General features: G+C 59.5%; 18 protein-coding genes. 5 read left to right on the forward strand and 13 right to left on the reverse strand.

Annotation, left to right across the window (positions count from 1 at the left end; genetic code table 11):
• Positions 1-131 precede the first annotated feature (131 nt).
• Both EDF70_RS04165 and EDF70_RS04170 read right to left on the reverse strand, forming a co-directional pair.
• Entirely contained in the window at positions 132-830 is a 699-nt protein-coding gene (locus EDF70_RS04165) for a response regulator (protein WP_132272051.1), read from the reverse strand.
• Positions 827-1,294: a MarR family transcriptional regulator gene (locus EDF70_RS04170; RefSeq protein WP_132272052.1), complete on the reverse strand. Its 468-nt coding sequence runs from the start codon at positions 1,292-1,294 to the stop codon at positions 827-829. The genes EDF70_RS04165 and EDF70_RS04170 overlap by 4 nt, the downstream gene beginning before the upstream one ends.
• A gap of 300 nt (positions 1,295-1,594) precedes the next feature.
• Here EDF70_RS04170 and EDF70_RS04175 point away from each other — a divergent pair, with 300 nt between their 5' ends.
• Both EDF70_RS04175 and EDF70_RS04180 read left to right on the forward strand, forming a co-directional pair.
• Positions 1,595-1,798 (forward strand): hypothetical protein, encoded by a 204-nt coding sequence (locus EDF70_RS04175; RefSeq protein WP_132272053.1) that lies wholly within the window; start codon positions 1,595-1,597, stop codon positions 1,796-1,798.
• A 76-nt stretch (positions 1,799-1,874) separates the two neighbouring features.
• Entirely contained in the window at positions 1,875-2,522 is a 648-nt protein-coding gene (locus EDF70_RS04180) for an MBL fold metallo-hydrolase (protein WP_132272054.1), read from the forward strand.
• Between the two features lie 78 nt (positions 2,523-2,600).
• Here the strand turns inward: EDF70_RS04180 and EDF70_RS04185 are convergent, their stop codons facing one another.
• Both EDF70_RS04185 and EDF70_RS04190 read right to left on the reverse strand, forming a co-directional pair.
• On the reverse strand, positions 2,601-2,816 hold the full coding sequence (locus EDF70_RS04185) for a cold-shock protein (protein ID WP_003494703.1): 216 nt from the start codon (positions 2,814-2,816) through the stop codon (positions 2,601-2,603).
• A gap of 529 nt (positions 2,817-3,345) precedes the next feature.
• Positions 3,346-3,675: a hypothetical protein gene (locus EDF70_RS04190; RefSeq protein ID WP_132272055.1), complete on the reverse strand. Its 330-nt coding sequence runs from the start codon at positions 3,673-3,675 to the stop codon at positions 3,346-3,348.
• Positions 3,676-4,039: 364 nt separating this feature from the next.
• On the opposite strand from EDF70_RS04190, the gene EDF70_RS04195 reads away from it, so the two are divergent.
• Entirely contained in the window at positions 4,040-5,242 is a 1,203-nt protein-coding gene (locus tag EDF70_RS04195; RefSeq protein ID WP_132272056.1) for a pyridoxal phosphate-dependent aminotransferase, read from the forward strand.
• Between the two features lie 79 nt (positions 5,243-5,321).
• Here EDF70_RS04195 and EDF70_RS04200 read toward each other — a convergent pair whose 3' ends face one another.
• The 5 genes from EDF70_RS04200 to EDF70_RS04220 form a co-directional block, all read right to left on the reverse strand.
• On the reverse strand, positions 5,322-7,832 hold the full coding sequence (locus tag EDF70_RS04200; protein WP_132272057.1) for a TonB-dependent receptor: 2,511 nt from the start codon (positions 7,830-7,832) through the stop codon (positions 5,322-5,324).
• Between the two features lie 85 nt (positions 7,833-7,917).
• On the reverse strand, positions 7,918-8,871 hold the full coding sequence (locus EDF70_RS04205; protein ID WP_165931932.1) for a FecR family protein: 954 nt from the start codon (positions 8,869-8,871) through the stop codon (positions 7,918-7,920).
• 35 nt (positions 8,872-8,906) lie between these two features.
• Entirely contained in the window at positions 8,907-9,467 is a 561-nt protein-coding gene (locus tag EDF70_RS04210; protein ID WP_132272059.1) for an RNA polymerase sigma factor, read from the reverse strand.
• A 161-nt stretch (positions 9,468-9,628) separates the two neighbouring features.
• On the reverse strand, positions 9,629-10,852 hold the full coding sequence (locus EDF70_RS04215; protein ID WP_132272060.1) for a PQQ-dependent sugar dehydrogenase: 1,224 nt from the start codon (positions 10,850-10,852) through the stop codon (positions 9,629-9,631).
• A gap of 207 nt (positions 10,853-11,059) precedes the next feature.
• The gene (locus EDF70_RS04220; RefSeq protein WP_132272061.1) at positions 11,060-12,217 is read right to left on the reverse strand and encodes a calcium:proton antiporter; all 1,158 of its coding nucleotides are present in this window, start codon (positions 12,215-12,217) and stop codon (positions 11,060-11,062) included.
• Between the two features lie 226 nt (positions 12,218-12,443).
• On the opposite strand from EDF70_RS04220, the gene EDF70_RS04225 reads away from it, so the two are divergent.
• Positions 12,444-12,704 (forward strand): DUF2188 domain-containing protein, encoded by a 261-nt coding sequence (locus EDF70_RS04225; protein ID WP_132272062.1) that lies wholly within the window; start codon positions 12,444-12,446, stop codon positions 12,702-12,704.
• 70 nt (positions 12,705-12,774) lie between these two features.
• On the opposite strand, the gene EDF70_RS04230 is transcribed toward EDF70_RS04225, so the two are convergent.
• From EDF70_RS04230 to trxB, 4 genes are all read right to left on the reverse strand, one after another.
• Positions 12,775-13,902: an alkene reductase gene (locus EDF70_RS04230; protein ID WP_132272063.1), complete on the reverse strand. Its 1,128-nt coding sequence runs from the start codon at positions 13,900-13,902 to the stop codon at positions 12,775-12,777.
• 36 nt (positions 13,903-13,938) lie between these two features.
• The gene (locus tag EDF70_RS04235) at positions 13,939-14,259 is read right to left on the reverse strand and encodes a metalloregulator ArsR/SmtB family transcription factor (protein ID WP_132272064.1); all 321 of its coding nucleotides are present in this window, start codon (positions 14,257-14,259) and stop codon (positions 13,939-13,941) included.
• Between the two features lie 579 nt (positions 14,260-14,838).
• The gene (locus tag EDF70_RS04240) at positions 14,839-15,735 is read right to left on the reverse strand and encodes a LysR family transcriptional regulator VtlR (protein WP_165931952.1); all 897 of its coding nucleotides are present in this window, start codon (positions 15,733-15,735) and stop codon (positions 14,839-14,841) included.
• 25 nt (positions 15,736-15,760) lie between these two features.
• Entirely contained in the window at positions 15,761-16,735 is a 975-nt protein-coding gene (gene trxB, locus EDF70_RS04245; RefSeq protein ID WP_132272066.1) for a thioredoxin-disulfide reductase, read from the reverse strand.
• A 259-nt stretch (positions 16,736-16,994) separates the two neighbouring features.
• On the opposite strand from trxB, the gene EDF70_RS04250 reads away from it, so the two are divergent.
• Positions 16,995-17,462, forward strand: coding sequence for an Lrp/AsnC family transcriptional regulator (locus EDF70_RS04250; RefSeq protein WP_132272067.1), 468 nt, complete (start codon positions 16,995-16,997; stop codon positions 17,460-17,462).
• Positions 17,463-17,484: the final 22 nt, after the last annotated feature.

Consider the following 17,484-nt stretch of genomic DNA (forward strand, 5'->3'; position numbering starts at 1 on the left):
TTCAGCCAGCGCCCGAACAGGCGCCAGCCGGGCGGTTGCAGCCGTCCGGTCGTGCGCCTGAAGCTTTCCAATATCGCCATGCTGCCTTCCGGTTTTCATGTGGAGGGTCTCTGACCCGGCCGCACAAGACCTCAATCGATGCTGAGACGGTAACCGATGCCACGAACGGTTTGAAGATAGATCGGGTTTGCCGGGTCGTCCTCGATCTTGCGGCGCAGGCGGTTGATCTGCACGTCGATCGTGCGCTCGCCGACATCGGCATCATCGCCGATCAGTTCGTGACGCGGAATGGTGTCGCCGGCGCGCAGCGCAAACAGCAGCATGATTTCCTGCTCGCGATCCGTCAGGCGGATGTTTTCGGCCGCACGGCGCAATTCGCGCCGGGCAATCGAGAACGTGAACGGACCGAACATGATCTGGTCGATCTTCGGAGTGTCGGCAGACGTGCTGCGACGCAGGATGTTGTTGACGCGCAAAACCAGTTCACGCGGATCGAAGGGTTTTGGAAGATAATCGTCGGCACCAGCCTCAAGGCCGGCGATGCGCGATTCCGCCTCGGCCCGCGCCGTCAGCAGGATGATCGGAATGGCACGTTTTTCACGCATGGCTTCCGTCAGCGACAGGCCGCTTTCGCCCGGCATCATCACGTCAAGGATGATCAGGTCGAAATTTAACCCTTCCAGCTTGCGGCGTGCTTCCGCCGCGTCAGCCGCGACCGTTATACGAAAACCCTGGTCGGTGAGATATCGGCTCAACAGGTCGCGAATGCGGGTATCGTCATCGACGACCAGAAGGTGGGCGGCATCGTCCGAAAGAGGAACCTTGCTCATGTCGTCTTACTCGCCTTTTGACTGTCGGCCGCTATCGGCTGACGCATGCGCTGAAGGAATTGCATGACGCCTGCGCGCGCTTCCGGTGAAAGCGGCTCCATGGCGTGGGCGATACGTTGCGATTGCGGCTGCGAAAGGGCAAGCGCCAGTTCGCGGCCGGCCAGCGTCGGATAGAGCCGGCGTTCGCGACGATCCTTGGCGCCGGCCATCTGGCGGATATAACCTTCGTCGATCAGCTGCTTGAGGACGCGCGCCAGCGACTGCTTGGTAATCCTGAGAATATCGAGGAGGTCGCCGACCATCATGCCGGGCTGGCGGCAGACGAAATAGACGACACGGTGATGGGCGCGACCCATGCCCAGCTTGTCGAGGATAGCATCCGGATCGGAAATGAAATCACGGTAAGCGAAGAAGAACAACTCGATGCACTCGAAGTCGATCTCTGCCTCATCTACGGCTGGCATTTGCGGTCGTACTTTCGCCACCGCTTTTCCGGTCGTTGCGCGTATCACGCGGCCTCCATTTCGCCGGGCGTGTTTCCGGACATCACTGCCTCGCCCTAAAGCTTCTGGATATCGCCCACGGCTGTCCTGTCAAGGCTTTAGGTCAATTGCATAATCGTATGGCGGCGTTGTTTCGTCACTCTTGATGACCCGTCATTCTCAATCCGTGAAACGCGCCACGATTGTTACAAACTGTAAGACTTCGTTTCGGAACCTTCACGATGGTCACCCGTTCTCACCGCCAGATACAAGGAGCCATCCATGCCGACCGCCATCGCCGCCCAGACACTGTCCGCAGATCTCACCGATGCCCCGGCCAATTCGTTGCGACCGGTCCTGTTGACCGTGCTGTCGCTGAAGCTGGCAGTCGCCGCCTTTCTGCTGCTTTCCGTATCGCTTTCGCCGCCGCTGTCTGCCGAAAGCCGTTATCTTGCCGGCGATGCACAATTGGCTGCGGCCAACTGATTTTTGGGGCTGACCGCCGGCACGTTTTGTCGTTATACCCGGCCCGGACACTCTCTTGAAATCAGGCGGCAACGATATGGGCAAGCTTCAGGCCGGCATTATTCCGGTCACTCCTTTCCAGCAGAACTGCACCATTTTCTTCGATGCCGATAGCAAGGAAGGCGTGGTGGTCGATCCCGGCGGAGACGTCGACACGATCGTTGAAACCATCGCGCAGAACGGGATCACGGTGAAGGAAATCTGGATCACCCATGGCCATCTCGACCATGCCGGCGGTGCAGACGAACTGCGCGAGCGGCTGGGTGTGCCCGTCATCGGCCCGCATATCGATGACAAGCCGCTTCTCGAAAATCTCGAGGTGCAGGGCCAGAAATTCGGTGTCGCCATGCCGCTGCGCAATCTGGTGCCAGATCGCTACCTGGCGGAGGGCGACAGCGTTTCCTTCGGCAGCCATGTGTTCGAGATCTTTCATTGCCCCGGCCACGCGCCCGGCCATGTGATCTTCTTCAACCGCGCGGAAGGTTTTGCGCATCTGGGAGACGTGCTGTTCAACGGCTCGATCGGCCGCACCGATCTGCCCGGCGGCGATCATGCCCAGCTTCTGGCCTCGATCCGCGACAAGGTATTGCCGTTGGGAGACGAGGTCGGGTTTCTCTGTGGCCATGGACCCGGTGGGCGCATCGGTGATGAGCGGCGCTCCAACCCATACCTGACAGGGCTTTGACTGCGCCACAGTGAAACAGGCATAAAAAAACCCGGCATCGCTGCCGGGCTTCAACTCGAATAGAGAGCCGTTTGGGCTTTAGCCAGCAATCTGCAGATTGACAGCCTTGGGGCCTTTGCCACGACGATCCGGTTCCGTGTCGAAGCTTACTTTCTGGTTTTCAGAAAGACCGGACAGGCCAGAAGCCTGGACGGCAGAGATGTGTACGAAGATATCGGCGCCGCCATTATCTGGCTTGATAAAGCCGAAGCCTTTGTCGGTGTTGAAGAATTTTACAGTGCCAGTTTCGGCCATGCATCAGGTCCTTTTTCCTCTGTCCGTGTTCAGCGGGCGGACAGCATTACGATGTTTACCCCGAAGGGCAGCGGCAGGCAGTTCGAAAATTGAGGAAAGGGGCCCCGTATTACCGCGGCAGGCCGGCAGAAAGATCACCAAAAATCAGTCCCCCAGTCGTCCGCCCGGGGTTGTTTGCGCCCCCGGATCGCATTGATTATTAGGTCTTCCCATGCTCGCAAATTGCCCGAACGAACACAGATTGCTGCGTTTATCGTAAATTGGCAAGAAAAAGTTTTCTAACAGTCGTTGAAATTCGGAGGTGGCCAAAGGCAGCAAAAGCCTTTGGTGGCAAGGCTTTGCGGCATGTGCTGGCAAAACCCTACCCAATTTCCATCGCTAGCGATAAGAATATCTAAATTGCCGCGCGATTTTGGCACAAAATCCCGCTTAACGAGCATTTTCCTGCTTAATCTTGCATTTTAGGCAAGGCTTATGAATGGCGCTTTGCGTGCAATTTTTGCGAGCATGAACATGCCTTCGAGAGAGGCTATCGGTTTGGCTTAGTGCCTGCTGCGGTGTTTGGCCTTGCCGCAGCGCGAAAGCTGCGGTGCCAGACGCCGGCTGCCAGAAGTGAAAACCCGAATGTCAGCGTTCCGAATAAAAAGCGTTCATCCGCAAAGCCGGACTGCTGCAGGCTGCTGCCATGGGTCAACGATCCGGCGGCCGATATCATCGGTTCCGCGTGAGCGAGGCCGGACATCAGAAGCGTGGTGCCCAGCGCGGCGGTGAGGGTGACGATGGCGAGCGAGATGCGGCCGCTGTAAGCCGAAACGGTTCGGGCAGGCAGTTTCGGGGCAGGGGTGTTTTCGTTGTCCATCGTCTTGTCTTTCTCGGGCGCGTCCGTCGTGCTGCGAACAAGCGGACGATCGCCTTGGAAAACGACCCGATAAAGACTGATTTGCGGCCTCACGCGGCTTTGATGTGGCCAAAACAAGGCAGCGGTTAACGGTCGTTTGCGGGTGGCACCAACACGTGCAGAAGCACCCGTCAAACCGACTGGCGTCGGCTCCAATTTGTCGCCGCAGCGAAACAAGTCTAGCTGTCAGACAGGCTCGATTTTGTTGGCGAAAGAACCGTTTGAGGCCGGTTTGTGCTTGAATAAGCCTGTCACATTCGACATAGAACCTGACGGCGGAAATACAGTCTTGTCCGCCTACTCAAACCCTCAGGATGACTTCATCATGGCCTTTCTTGCCGATGCCCTCTCCCGCGTAAAGCCCTCCGCCACCATCGCCGTTTCGCAGAAAGCGCGCGATCTCAAAGCCAAAGGCCGCGATGTGATCGGTCTCGGCGCCGGCGAACCGGATTTCGATACGCCGGACAACGTCAAGCAGGCTGCTATCGACGCGATCAATCGCGGCGAGACGAAGTACACGCCGGTTTCGGGTATTCCGCAGCTGCGCGAGGCGATCGCCAAGAAGTTCAAGCGCGAGAACGGTCTCGATTACACGGCTGCCCAGACGATCGTCGGCACCGGCGGAAAGCAGATCCTGTTCAACGCCTTCATGGCGACGATGAACCCGGGCGATGAGGTCATCATCCCGGCGCCTTACTGGGTTTCCTATCCGGAAATGGTGGCGATCTGCGGCGGTACGCCGGTATCGATCTCGACCAAGCAGGAAAACAATTTCAAGCTGACGGCTGAAGAGCTCGAAAGCGCGATCACGCCGAAGACAAAATGGTTCCTGTTCAACTCGCCGTCCAACCCGACCGGTGCAGCCTACAGCCACGATGAACTGAAGGCGCTGACCGACGTTCTGCTCAAGCATCCGCATGTGTGGGTCCTGACCGACGACATGTACGAGCACCTGACCTTTGGTGACTTCAAGTTCGTGACGCCGGTGGAAGTCGAGCCAAAACTTTACGACCGCACGCTGACCATGAACGGCGTCTCCAAGGCCTATGCGATGACCGGCTGGCGTATCGGCTACGCTGCCGGCCCGCTCGAGCTGATCAAGGCCATGGACATGATCCAGGGCCAGCAGACCTCGGGTGCCTCCTCGATCGCCCAGTGGGCGGCCGTGGAAGCGCTGAACGGCCCGCAGGACTTCGTTGCCAAGAACAAGGCGATCTTCGAAGGCCGTCGTGATCTCGTCGTGTCGATGCTCAACCAGGCGTCGGGCCTTGTGTGCCCGAAGCCGGAAGGTGCGTTCTACGTCTACCCGTCCTGCGCCGGCCTGATCGGCAAGACCGCGCCGTCGGGCAAGGTCATCGAGACCGACGAGGATTTTGTTACCGAGCTTCTGGAAACCGAAGGCGTTGCCGTCGTGCACGGCTCGGCCTTCGGCCTCGGCCCGAACTTCCGCATTTCCTATGCGACTTCGGAAGAACTGCTGGAAGAAGCCTGCAAGCGCATCCAGCGTTTCTGCGCCGCCTGCCGCTAAACGGTTCGAACCGACATTGAAACGAAGAAGGCCCGCCGGAAACGGCGGGCCTTCTGGTTTTTGTGGGGTGTTTTTGGCTTTAGAACTTGCGGCTGAGCGAGACTTTGAAATTGCGGCCCGGCATGGCGGTAATACCGTCAGCGAGATAGGGCTCGTAGTTTTTATCGAAGATGTTTTCGACGGCTGCGTGAAGTTCGGTGTCCTTCATGATGCCGTCCTTGGGCGTCCAGCTCATGAAGAGGCCATGCACGGCGTAACCCGCACTTGGCGGACGTGCATAAGTCTTGCCATCCTGATTGTAGGGTGTCTTGTCCTGAGCATCGACAAACGTGCCAGACCATCCAAAGGTCAGGTCCTGATCGGGGAATTTCACACCGAGTGTCGTCTGGGCCGTGAAGGGTGCCAGGTCATTGGTATAGGTGCGGGGCCCAAAGACATTGTTGATGGCGCCCTGTCGGGTGCCGGTCATCCATGAAAGGCCAAGATCGGCAAACATCCGTTCGTTCTCATAGTGCGCCTGAATTTCCAGGCCGCTTGTGGAATAGGACGGGGTATTCCAGTAAAACGGCACCGGGCCGACGACGCCCATGCCCGACAGGTTGGCCGTTCCGAACCGTCGCGTCACGGGATTGGTGACATGGTTGTTATAGACGGCAACCTTTGCAGCGAACATGTCGCCGGATGTCAGCACGTCGTCGAAATTGACCTCGGCGCCGAGGTTGATGGTGTTGTTGCGTTCGGCTTCGAGACCCCTGCTCGTGCTGGCCGCCGTCGTTGCCGCACTTTGGTTCGAATAGATCTCATCGATATTGGGTGCGCGCATCGCGTAGGACCAGTCAGCGAAGAGGCGCAGGTTTCGTGTGGCATCCCAGATCACGCTGATAGCCGGTGTGAAGCCTGTGTGATCAACGGCGGAAAAGTCATGACCGGCCGCCGGATTGTTGTAGCGCGGTGCGTTACTGGGCACGCCTTCCGATCGAATGAAATCGAAACGCATGCCGGGTGTAATTTTCAGGTCGTCGGTTACGCTTATCGTGTCACGAACGAAGGCGGAGGCGGTATCCTGCGTGCCTTCGGGCATGAACCACGGTGCGTAATACCCGTAATTGTGCTGTGCCGAGTTCTTGTTGGCGACATCGTACATCCAGACGTCGCGCTTGTGGGCGTTATATTGGAGGCCGTAATTCAGGCTATGATCCAGTCCACCAAGCGTGAATTCCGAGGTGTTCTCCAGCTCCAGCCGCAGGTCGGAATAGGTTGCTTCGTTCTCGAGCCCTCCGACCGATGCGGCGGGGCTGAGATTGCCCGGGCGGGTAGCGAGCTGACCTGTCGAGGAATAGCTGGCCATGAAACGTGGGTTCCAAAGCTCGCTGTCGCCCTTGTATTTGTATTCGAATGTTGTCGTGAGATCCTGTAGTTCGCGCCACGCAAGGCGCCGACGTGCGGCTTCCTTGTAACCGTATCTGGCGATGTCGGAGAGCGAGATATCCAGCTGTCCGCGAATGGCTGCAACCGGACCCCAGTTATTGCTTTCGCCGTAGATGACCGACGTATTGATTTCATGCCCGTCAAACTCAGCGCCGAATTTTGCCATGCCGGTGGCAAGCTTGGAGTCAGAAAAGGCGTAATGTTCGCCGCCGCCGACACGCATATCGCCGCCCTTTCTCCATGTCAGTGAAAGCAGGCCATCATAGGTGATTGGCGTGCCGAAATCCGACCGGCCATAGAGCGCACCTGTTTCCAGAAATTCCTTGTTGGCGGTCTGATAGGCAGTCTTTCCCCATGCCCCCCAGCTTTCGCCGGGTCTTAGCATATCTGCCGCGTCCTTGCTTTCCATACGAACCGTGCCGCCAAACCCGCCGTTACCGTAACGAACCGAGGTTGCACCTTTTTCGATTTCTACCCGCTTCAGCAATTCCGGCTCGACGAAAATATTACCTTGATCGTACTTCTCGAAGTTTTTCGGGGCGCCGTCGAGCAGGATTCGGGTGTCGGACTGTCTTGCGAAACCTCGGATCGAGATACTCTGCCCCTGCAGTCGAACACCGCCACCCATCGAGACGCCTGGTGTCTGCCTTACCAGTTCGGGAAGACTGGAGGCCTGCACACGCGCGATGAGTTCTTCATCAATCGCTGCTGAGCTGGGGTTGCCGGAAGCATAATAGCGGCTGGTCTTGACCTGAAGTGTATCCAGATTGGTCGCATCACCATCCGTCGCCGCAGCAGCATCCGCTGTTGCTGCCTTCGACAGCGTCACTGTCCGGCCGCTGTAACGGTAGCTGATGCCGGTGCCGGACAGCATTTGCGACAGTGCCGCATCGACCGGCAGGTTGCCGGAGACGCCCGAGGTGCGCACACCTTGCGTGATCGCCGCGTCATAAACGATCTGCAGCTTTGCCTGTGCGGCCAGTGCGTTGAGCGCGGTGGAAAGATTGCCGCCGGGCACGTTGATGCTGATGGCGGTTGCCTGCTGGGCAAGAGGCGCATCAACTGTCGCGAAAATGGCGGAGCCGGCCAGAAGTGCGGCGGCAAGATGCTGTAGCCGTCGCTGGCTGCGGGATGTCGAATGTGTGTTGGTCGAAACTGTCATGGTCCCCGGACCCGTCCTCTCAAGCTATGTCTCTGCCGGGTGGACGGATGGGCGGCCGGGTTTGGGACAGGTCTTTTGAAAAAAATTATTGGCGCAGGATCGTCAGGTAGGGGCCGAGGCGTGTCACCTTGATGCCGATCGCTTCGGAAAAACCGTCGAGCGCGGTCTGCGGATCGGTGAGGTCGAGGCTTCCGGAGATTTTTCGCGTCGCCAGATCGGATTGGGCGATGACGATACGGCCCGGAAGATAACGGGCGATTTCGTCGACGACCGCCGCAAGCGGACGGTTTTCGAAAACGATGCGGCCCTGCCGCCACGCGGTCGCCATGCCGATATCGGCCGGTTCGACCGCACCCAGTTGGCCGTCGTCGTCATAGGAGAGCTGGTTGCCTTCCGGCAGGCGCTGCCGGCCGTCACCGGAGAGCGAGGTCACCATGACGGCGTGTTCGGTCACGGTCACATGCGTTGCGTCGGCGGTGAGGTTGATGTCGAAGGCTGTGCCGAGTGCCGTCGTCGATCCATGGCCGGCCTCGACCACGAAAGGCCGGGCAGGGTCGGCAGCCACCTCGAAATAGGCCTGGCCGCGCAGCAGTTTAATCCGGCGTTCGTTGCGCTCCATATGGATCGCGATGGCGGTTTCGGCATTGAGTTCGACCCTGGAGCCATCGGCCAGCGTCAGGTGTTGCGGCTGGCCGGTGCCGGTGATGATGTCGGCACGCAGGCGCATGGGGCCGTCAGCGGCCATGAATGCGCCGGAGCCTGCCATGATGACCAGCAGTGCCGCCACCACGTTGCGGGCGCGCAGCAGCGGCTTGTGGGCGGCTTTCTGGGCAAAGTCGAGGTCGCTTTTCAGGAGATGGCTGGCATCGCCCATGGCGCGGCGGGCGCGTTCGTACACCACGGCGCGGGCAGGGTCCTTGGCAAGCCAGGTCTGGAACTGCGCCTGCAGCATCGGGTCATCCGGCTCGTCCTGCAGACGCAGCAGCCAGTCGACCGCCTGTTCGCGCAGTTTTCGGTCGTTTGCCTTGTCGTCTGACATGGATCCGGCTTTTTCCGCTCTGCTGGTCATCGGGGTCAGAGTGTCTCTTCCAGCCTGTCGAGGCAATGCAGGTAAGCCTTGCGCAGATGACGGTCGACCATGTTGCGGCTGATTTTCATGCGCAGCGCGATTTCATCGGACGACAGGTTGCCGACGCGGCTGGCGATGAAGACGCGGCGTCTCTGCAGCGACATGTCCATGATGGCCGTCTTGAGAATGGCGATGCGGTATTCGAGATCCAGTCCCTGATCGGGCGAGGCGATCGGTGCGCTGACCAGCAGTGCTTCCTGCTCGCTGCCGGAAAACAGGCAGGCTTCGAAACGCTGGCGCCGGAAACGGTCGATGCCGAGATTGACGCAGGCGCGGATCAGAAACGCCCTCAGCGACGTCTTGCCTTCCAGCGCCGTCTGCTTCTGCCGCAGGCGAACATAAACGTCGTGGACGATTTCCTGGGAATTTGCAGGGCTATGGCCGCGGCGGCGCACGCTTGTGCACAGTTCCTCGTAATGCGCCAGCAACGCGCTATCCAGCAGGGCTGTGTGGCTGGTGGTCGACGTGAAGTCGCCGGAGGAGGAGGCGCCGAAATGCGCGGTCATGGCAGTCCCGGAGGTGGCGGTGGATCACCGGTCTCTTAGACGCCATGGACAGGCAATGCAACAAATATGATTTTTATCATCATGTTTATTGATGCCCTCTTTTGGAGAGCGGGTCAGCAGGCGGCGGCGGCTGTCGGTGGCCGCCTGCTATCAGAGCCGTATCAGGCCTTGGTCAGCTTGACGATGGTGGAGCTGCCGCCGCGGCTTTCGGTAACGGCATAGACGGCGCCATCGGGGCCGACCTTGACGTCGCGGATGCGCGCATCGAGCGGCACGCGTTCTTCATGAGCTACCTTGTCACCATCCATGTGCAGCACGACGACGCCCTGCGATCCGAGACCGCCGACGAGGAAGACGCCTTTCCATTCGGGAATGGCATCGCCATCATAATAGGCCATGCCGGAAGGGGCGATCACCGGGTCCCAGTAATAGACCGGCTGTTCGGTTTCGGCCTTTGCGGTAATGCCGTCGCCGACCGCCTTACCGCTATATTCGACGCCATAGGTGACTTCCGGCCAACCGTAATTCTTGCCGGCTTCCGGGCGGTTCAGTTCGTCGCCGCCCTTGGGGCCGTGTTCCACCGTCCAGAGACGGCCCTGGCCGTCGAGAGTGGCGGCCTGCAGGTTGCGGTGGCCGAGGCTCCAGATTTCCGGCCTTGCGTTTTCGGTGGAAACGAACGGGTTATCGGGCAGGGCCTTGCCCTCGGCATCGATCCGGAAAACCTTGCCGAGGCCGCTCGAAAGCTCCTGCGCCTGCACGCGTGGTTCCGCATCCGAGCGCTCGCCTACCGTTACGTAAAGCTCGCCCTGCGGGCCAAACACGAGGCGGGAGCCAAAATGCTTGTTGCCGTCATAGCTCGGCATCTGCTGGAAAACGACCTTCACGTCTTCGAGCGTACCGCCGCCGGCATCGTCTGGCACCAGCTTGGCCGAAGCGACCGAGGTGCCGTTGCCGTCTTCACGCTGTTCGGAAAATGAGAAGTAAATCTTGCCGGAGGTTTCGTAGTCGGGTGCTAGCGCCACGTCGAGCAGGCCGCCCTGTCCGCCGGATAGGACTTTCGGCACGCCCTTGATTTCGGGGCCGGCTTCGCCTTCCTCGGAAATGATATGCATTGCGCCTTCCTTGGCGGTGACCAGCATGCGGCCATCGGGAAGGAATTCCATCGACCAGAGATGCGGCAGGTTTTCCGCCACGGTCTCGGTGGCGATTTTGGGCATCTGGGCGGGCTGCGGCGCACGGGTCTGGTTGGCGAAGGCGGGCTTCTGGTCCGGGGCGTTGGCGGCCTTGGTTTCGGCCGGCTTGCCTGCCGTTTGCGCAAGGACCGGGCCTGCAAGAACAGCGGTGGCCAGCATGGTGCCGGTGAGAAGACGGGCGAGGCGCGTCATGGTGAACTCCCTTTCATCGTGATCGTCTCTGGTGCGTGGACGTCTCCTATCTAGGGCGTCATGCCGCCAGAACCGCACACGCAGTGTTCAACATAACTTTATCGGATTTCGGCGCCCGTTCCGGCGCGCTGACAAACAGATTCAATCACTTGCGATGTTGAATCCGCTTGTCGCCGCAAGTGCGTGTTTGTGGCGGCTTATTAGCAATCACAAACCCAGCACGGTCAGCATGATGAAAGTGGCAAACAGCACGAAATGCGTCATGCCTTCGATGGCGTTTGTTTCCCCGTCATTGAGGTTGATGGCGGCGACGATGAGAGTGATGACAACCATCACCGTCTGCACCGGTGTCATCGCCATGACAAAAGGCTGGCCGGTGTAAAGCGCGATCGCCTCCATCACCGGCACGGTGAGGATGACGGTGGACAGCGAGGCACCCATGGCGATGTTGATGACCGATTGCATGCGGTTGCGAAGGGCAGCGCGCAGGGCCGTGAGGATTTCCGGTGCGGCTGAGATCGACGCGACGATGACGGCCATCAGGGCAGGCGGGGCGGATGTGCTCTCAAGACCTGTGTCGAGGAAGGCGGCCATGAACTCTGCGAGAAAACCGATGACGACGACACCGAAAAGGATGACGCCGATGGAGACGGCGGCGCTGGTCTCTTCTTCCGGGGCGCTGGTCGGTGCCGGTGTGGTGGCCGGCTGTGGCGACAAGGGTTGCGAGCCGCCGACGCTCGCGGCCGCAGTCGCCGGTCGTGCTTTCGTATAGCTGTAGCTGAAGAAATAGCTGTGCGGCCCGACCTGCATTTTCAGGAACAGGGCGTAAAGCGCGATCATCGCAATGATGGTGAAGCCGGAATAATAATGCCAGCGATCGTCGGGCACGAATTCCGGCACGATCATCGAAATGCCCATGGCGGTGAGGATCATCACGCCATAGGTTTTGCCCGAATTGTCGTTATAGGGCTGTTCGCCATGACGCAGGCCGCCGAGCAGCGCGGCGAGGCCCAGAATGCCGTTGATGTCGAGCATGACGGCCGAATAGATCGTGTCGCGCACCAGGGTCGGCGAGGTGCTGCTGCCGAGCATGATCGCAAGGATCATCACCTCGACGGCCACGGCTGACAGCGTCAGGATCATCGTGCCATAGGGATCGCCGACCTTGTGGGCCAGCAGTTCGGCATGGTGGGCAACGCGGGTGGAGGCGAGCACGATCACACCGATCAGCACGGCGGCGGCAATCAGCGACACCGTTTTGCCGGCGCCGATCAGGCTATGTTCCACAAAGATGCAGGCGATGGCGACGATTGCTGCCAGAACGAGCGATTTTTCCTGTTTCGGTAGTGCCGCGATATTCGCCATGATTCCCATCAAAGACATGTGTCAAAGCCTTGGGATCTAATGCCGACATGGCAGCCATCAAGGGCGCATTTTGCGCCTTGGCGGTATTGGTGCCATAGTAACGTCAGACGGGTGGGAACTTCGGGCCTTCTCGACGCTTCTCTCCTGCACGCGAATGCCGGCTGGATTTTTATTGGCTGATGCTGGCTGCGCGCCAAAAGACAGGCCAAAAGCAAGGAGGGAAAGCATGACCAAGGTTGTCTATCAGGTCGTCAGGCATGATGGCGGCTGGGCGTATCGCCTGGATGGAGCCTATTCCGAAGCCTTTCCGACACATGAGGATGCGCTCGCTGCAGCCCGCATCGTGGCGGCCGAACAGCAGGTCGGCGGCGAACCGGAAGAGATCAGCTGGCAGGATTCCAAAGGCGTCTGGCACACCGAATACAGCGATGGCGGCGACCGCCCGGAGGCCGAGGTCGTGGATGATGACGAGGCGCGTCGAGCGTAGGCAGGTTTCTGCAGGTCTTAAGGAAAAAGGGCCCGCCAATGGCGAGCCCCCAATCAGTTCGTAGCGTGCCTTATTCGGCCGCAACGGCTTCCAGCGACGGATAGTCGGTGTAGCCCTTGGCACCGCCACCGTAGAAGGTGGCCACTTCCGGGGCGTTGAGCGGCGCACCGGTCTTCAGGCGCTCGACCAGATCCGGGTTGGCGATGAAGGCGCGACCGAAGGCGACGACATCGGCGTAACCGCTTTCGATGGCGGCCTTGGCGCTTTCGCCGTCATAACCGTTGTTGACCATCCAGGCGCCCTTGCCACCGGCATCACGATAGGCGGCCTTCAGGGCGTGGTAGTCGAACGGCTTGCCACCTTGCGTGAAATCACGCGGGCCACCCGTTGCGCCTTCGATGACATGGATGAAGGCGAGATCGCGCTTGCCGAGTTCCTTGGCGACATAGTCGAACAGGGTCTGCGGATCTTCCTCGGTGATGTTATTGGCAGGCGTGACCGGCGACAGGCGCAGGCCGGTGCGGCCGCCGCCGATTTCGGCAGACACGGCTTCGACGACTTCAATGAGGAAGCGGGCGCGGTTTTCGATCGAGCCACCATAGTCATCGGTGCGCTGGTTGGCGCCGGTCTTCAGGAACTGGTCGATCAGGTAGCCGTTGGCGCCGTGGATTTCGACACCATCAAAGCCGGCGTCGATGGCTGCGCGTGCGCCTTTGCGGAAATCATCGACGATGCCGGCGATCTCGGACAGGTCGAGTGCACGCGGGTCGGAGGTTTCGACGAAGGCGCCGCTGCCATCCGGGTTGACGATATAGGTCTTGCCATTGGCCGGCAGGGCAGACGGCGCAACCGGCGCGCCGCCATTCGGCTGCAGTGAGGTGTGCGAGATGCGGCCGACATGCCACATCTGCGTGACGATCTTGCCGCCGCGCTGGTGCACGGCATCCGTCACCTTCTTCCAGCCCTCGATGGCCTGCGGCAGGTAGAGACCGGGAACGTCGGCGTAACCCTGGCCCTGCTGGGTGACCGGCGTGCCTTCTGTGATGATCAGGCCTGCGGTGGCGCGCTGTTCGTAATAAACGGCGTTGAGATTGTTGGGGATCGCCTGCGGCGAGCGGTTGCGGGTCAGGGGCGCCATGGCGACGCGGTTTTCAAGGGCGATATAGCCGACGGTGATAGGATCGAACAGGCTGGCCATGAGGGCTCCTTTTAGCTGCCTTTGGAATTTCGGGTATCAGAGAGTGTTGCGCAGCTCCTCGATGAAGGCTGCGATACGGTCCTCGTTGCGCTGGTAGAACGACCACTGGCCGACGCGCTTGAGCGTGATCAGGCCTGCCTTTTCCAGCACGGAAAGATGTTGGGAAACGGTAGACTGCGACAGGCCGCAGCACTTTTCGAACTGGCCGGCGCAAATGCCCATTTCGACCGGATGCGCCTGGCTGCAGAAATGATTTTCCGGCTCGCGCATCCATTCGAGGAACTCGACGCGCTTCGGATGGGAGAGAGCCTTGAGGATCTCTGCCTTTTCCGTCGGCTCAATCTGCGTTTTGTTCATATCGGTCATTGCCGATATATAAATCGGTAAAATACGATTTTAAGGGGCGGTGCCGGATTTTTCTGAATCGCGGGCAAAAAAATGGGCCGACGGAAGAACCGCGGCCCGTAGGTATGAAGGTTTCAAAACCTCCAGAGGGGAACAGCCGGCAATGACGACGAGGGGTGTCGCCAACGGGGCCGGCTAAGCAATGAGATGGGGTGTCGGAACCGGGATGGCAAGGGCTGTTTGCCGCTAAAAAACATTTTTGTTGAGGCGGCAGAAAATCTGTTCCGCTGCCCTTCACCACTTGGATCCAGGCAAAAAAAGAGGGCCACCGGATTGCTCCAGGGCCCTTTAGGTATGAAGGTCAAAAAACCTCCAGAGGGGAACAGCTGATGCGGTGGAACTGGGAGGAAAGCCACCGTGTGCATCAACTGAGTGCGATATGGGCGTTTTTTGTGCAGGTCACAACGCTTTATTGTGCAATCCAGCTATGCCTTGAGTGCAAGGCTTCCGTCGCGTGGCTGTCATATTTGCAAAGGTTGCGCAAAACGCGACGGATGGAGCATGAAAATGCTCCATCTCGTGTCATCCGGGTCAGAAGTTCCAGTTGCGCGCCTTGGCGACGATGAAGTCACGGAAAACTTTGAGCTTTGCCGCGTTCTTGATTTCATCGGGATAGCAGAAATAGGTGTCGAAAGAGGGGATGTCGGCATTTATGGCCAGCTGGATCAGGCCCGGATCGCGGCCGACGATATAATCCGGCAGCACGGCAATACCGATTCCCAACAGGCAGGCGCGCTTGATCGACGTCTGGCTGTTAATCTGCAGGTGAGGGGTGCGCGGGTTGTCCGACGATCGACCGGCGTCTTCCAGCCAGTTCACGTCCAGCAGATAGTTGGGGGCCGGCTGGCCAAAGCTGATGATTCTGTGGTTGTCGAGATCCTCGACCGTCTGCGGCTCGCCGAACCGGTTGATGTAGGAGGGCGCCGCATAGACGTGCATGTGCACGGTAAACAGCTTGCGCTGAATGAGGTCGGACTGCTGCGGCTGGCGAAGGCGGATGGCGCAATCGGCGTGACGCATGTTGACGTCGACTTCCTCGTTGTCGAGGATCAGCTGGATCGACATTTCCGGATAGAGCTGCAGGAATTCCTGCACCTTGTCGGTGAGCCAGCCCTGGCCAAGGCCGACCGTGGTGGTGACGCGCAGCTTGCCGGACGGTTTGTCGGTCGTCTCCGTCAGCTGCATCTTCACCGTTTCGAGCTTCAGAAGCACGTCATGGGCAGTGCGGTACAGCAACTCGCCCTGTTCGGTGAGGATGAGGCCACGGGCATGGCGGTGAAACAGTTTTACGCCGACATCCTGCTCGAGCGCGCTGACCTGACGGCTGATCGCCGACTGGGACAGATGCAGCTTGTCTGCCGCATGGGTGAAGGACCCAGCCTCCGCCGCAGCGTGAAAGATGCGCAGTTTGTCCCAATCGAGAGGCACCACCATGCCTTAGTCCTCTTCGTTGTTATTCGGCAGCTTCTGCGACCGGCAGGATGCCGGCGATAAAGCGTTCTGCTTCAAGGGCTGCCATGCAGCCCATGCCAGCAGCGGTAATTGCCTGACGGAATGTGTCGTCGGTAACATCGCCGGCAGCAAAGATGCCGGGCACATTGGTCGCGGTCGAATCCGGAGCCGTCCACAGATAACCGTTGGATTTAAGTTTCAGCTTGTCCTTGAACAGTTCGACAGCCGGTGCATGGCCGATTGCTACGAACACGCCATCGATCGTGCTGTCGCTGACGACACCTGTGCGGGTGTCGCGCAGGCGCACGCCGGAAACCGACGGCGGCATCGGCGGCTTTGCCGGTGTGCCAGTAATTTCGGCGATCTCGGTGTTCCAAAGGATCTTGACGTTCTCGCGCTGGAACAGGCGTTCCTGCAGAATCTTTTCCGAACGGAAGCTGTCGCGGCGATGCACGACGGTGACCGTCCTGGCGATGTTGGAGAGATAGAGCGCTTCCTCGACGGCGGAATTTCCGCCGCCAACGACGATAACGTCCTTGTTGCGATAGAAGAAGCCGTCGCAGGTGGCGCAGGCAGAAACGCCAAACCCCTGAAACACCTGTTCGCTCTCGATGCCGAGCCATTTGGCCTTGGCGCCGGTGGCGATGATCAGCGTGTCCGCGGTCCAGACCTGTCCGCTATCCGTCCTGACGGTGAAGGGGCGGCTGCTGGTGTCGACTTCGGTCACGAGGTCATTGACGATCTCGGCGCCGACATGTTTTGCCTGACCCAGCATCTGTTCCATCAGCCAAGGGCCCTGGATCGGATCGGCAAAACCCGGATAGTTTTCGACATCGGTGGTGATCATCAGCTGGCCGCCCTGTTCCATGCCAGCGATCAGGACCGGTTTCAGCATTGCGCGCGCCGCATAGATGGCGGCGGTGTAACCGGCCGGGCCGGAGCCGATGATGAGAACCTGAGTGTGACGGGCAGACATGGGACGATCCTTATTCAGTGCCGCGGCGGAAAGCCTGTGATGATTGGAAACCGCATACCTATATGGGTATCAAACCGCATTCCACCGCCGGCGAACGTTCATTTATGATTGTTCCATGCGGATATTCAAGGGCAGCCATGCGTTTCCAACAGGTCTTGAGCCTTCTGTGCAACAATCCGTCGCGATGACGGAACTTTGTTGCGGAATCTGCCGATTTCGATAGAGGATGCTTGCGTGAAACCGACAGAAAGGCCGTGCCGTGATCCGCGTAGAACTCGACAGTATCGATCTGAAAATTCTGCGGGAACTGCAGGCGGACGGCCGTATGACCAATGTCGAACTGGCGGAGCGAGTCGGCATATCGGCGCCGCCCTGTCTTCGGCGTGTGCGCAAGCTTGAAGAAAGCGGCATTATCGAGGGCTATCATGCGATGCTGAGCGGCCCGAAACTCGGCTTCGACCTTGTCGCCTTCTGCGTGGTTGGCTTGAAGCACCAGTCCGAAGCCAACCTCAAAGCCTTCGCCGCCGCGACCGAAAAATGGCCGATGGTGCGTCAGGCCTGGATGGTGTCGGGCGACAGCGATTTTCTACTGCACTGTGTGTCGGAAAACCTGACGCGCTTTCAGGACTTTGTCATCGAGGTGCTGACAGCCAACGAACATGTCGACACGGTGAGGACCATGCTGACGATCCGGCAGGTGAAGAAGACGGGGCTGGTGGAGGTGTGAGGGGCGCGCAGGCAAAGCGCTT

Source organism: Neorhizobium sp. JUb45 (assembly GCF_004343585.1).
Taxonomy (GTDB): domain Bacteria; phylum Pseudomonadota; class Alphaproteobacteria; order Rhizobiales; family Rhizobiaceae; genus Neorhizobium.

Coding starts and splice junctions, on each gene's coding strand:
- EDF70_RS04165 (WP_132272051.1), bottom strand. CDS start 830: ATGAGCAAGGTTCCTCTTTCGGACGATGCCGCCCACCTTCTGGTCGTC.
- EDF70_RS04170 (WP_132272052.1), bottom strand. CDS start 1,294: ATGCCAGCCGTAGATGAGGCAGAGATCGACTTCGAGTGCATCGAGTTG.
- EDF70_RS04175 (WP_132272053.1), top strand. CDS start 1,595: ATGCCGACCGCCATCGCCGCCCAGACACTGTCCGCAGATCTCACCGAT.
- EDF70_RS04180 (WP_132272054.1), top strand. CDS start 1,875: ATGGGCAAGCTTCAGGCCGGCATTATTCCGGTCACTCCTTTCCAGCAG.
- EDF70_RS04185 (WP_003494703.1), bottom strand. CDS start 2,816: ATGGCCGAAACTGGCACTGTAAAATTCTTCAACACCGACAAAGGCTTC.
- EDF70_RS04190 (WP_132272055.1), bottom strand. CDS start 3,675: ATGGACAACGAAAACACCCCTGCCCCGAAACTGCCTGCCCGAACCGTT.
- EDF70_RS04195 (WP_132272056.1), top strand. CDS start 4,040: ATGGCCTTTCTTGCCGATGCCCTCTCCCGCGTAAAGCCCTCCGCCACC.
- EDF70_RS04200 (WP_132272057.1), bottom strand. CDS start 7,832: ATGACAGTTTCGACCAACACACATTCGACATCCCGCAGCCAGCGACGG.
- EDF70_RS04205 (WP_165931932.1), bottom strand. CDS start 8,871: ATGTCAGACGACAAGGCAAACGACCGAAAACTGCGCGAACAGGCGGTC.
- EDF70_RS04210 (WP_132272059.1), bottom strand. CDS start 9,467: ATGACCGCGCATTTCGGCGCCTCCTCCTCCGGCGACTTCACGTCGACC.
- EDF70_RS04215 (WP_132272060.1), bottom strand. CDS start 10,852: ATGACGCGCCTCGCCCGTCTTCTCACCGGCACCATGCTGGCCACCGCT.
- EDF70_RS04220 (WP_132272061.1), bottom strand. CDS start 12,217: ATGGCGAATATCGCGGCACTACCGAAACAGGAAAAATCGCTCGTTCTG.
- EDF70_RS04225 (WP_132272062.1), top strand. CDS start 12,444: ATGACCAAGGTTGTCTATCAGGTCGTCAGGCATGATGGCGGCTGGGCG.
- EDF70_RS04230 (WP_132272063.1), bottom strand. CDS start 13,902: ATGGCCAGCCTGTTCGATCCTATCACCGTCGGCTATATCGCCCTTGAA.
- EDF70_RS04235 (WP_132272064.1), bottom strand. CDS start 14,259: ATGAACAAAACGCAGATTGAGCCGACGGAAAAGGCAGAGATCCTCAAG.
- trxB (WP_132272066.1), bottom strand. CDS start 16,735: ATGTCTGCCCGTCACACTCAGGTTCTCATCATCGGCTCCGGCCCGGCC.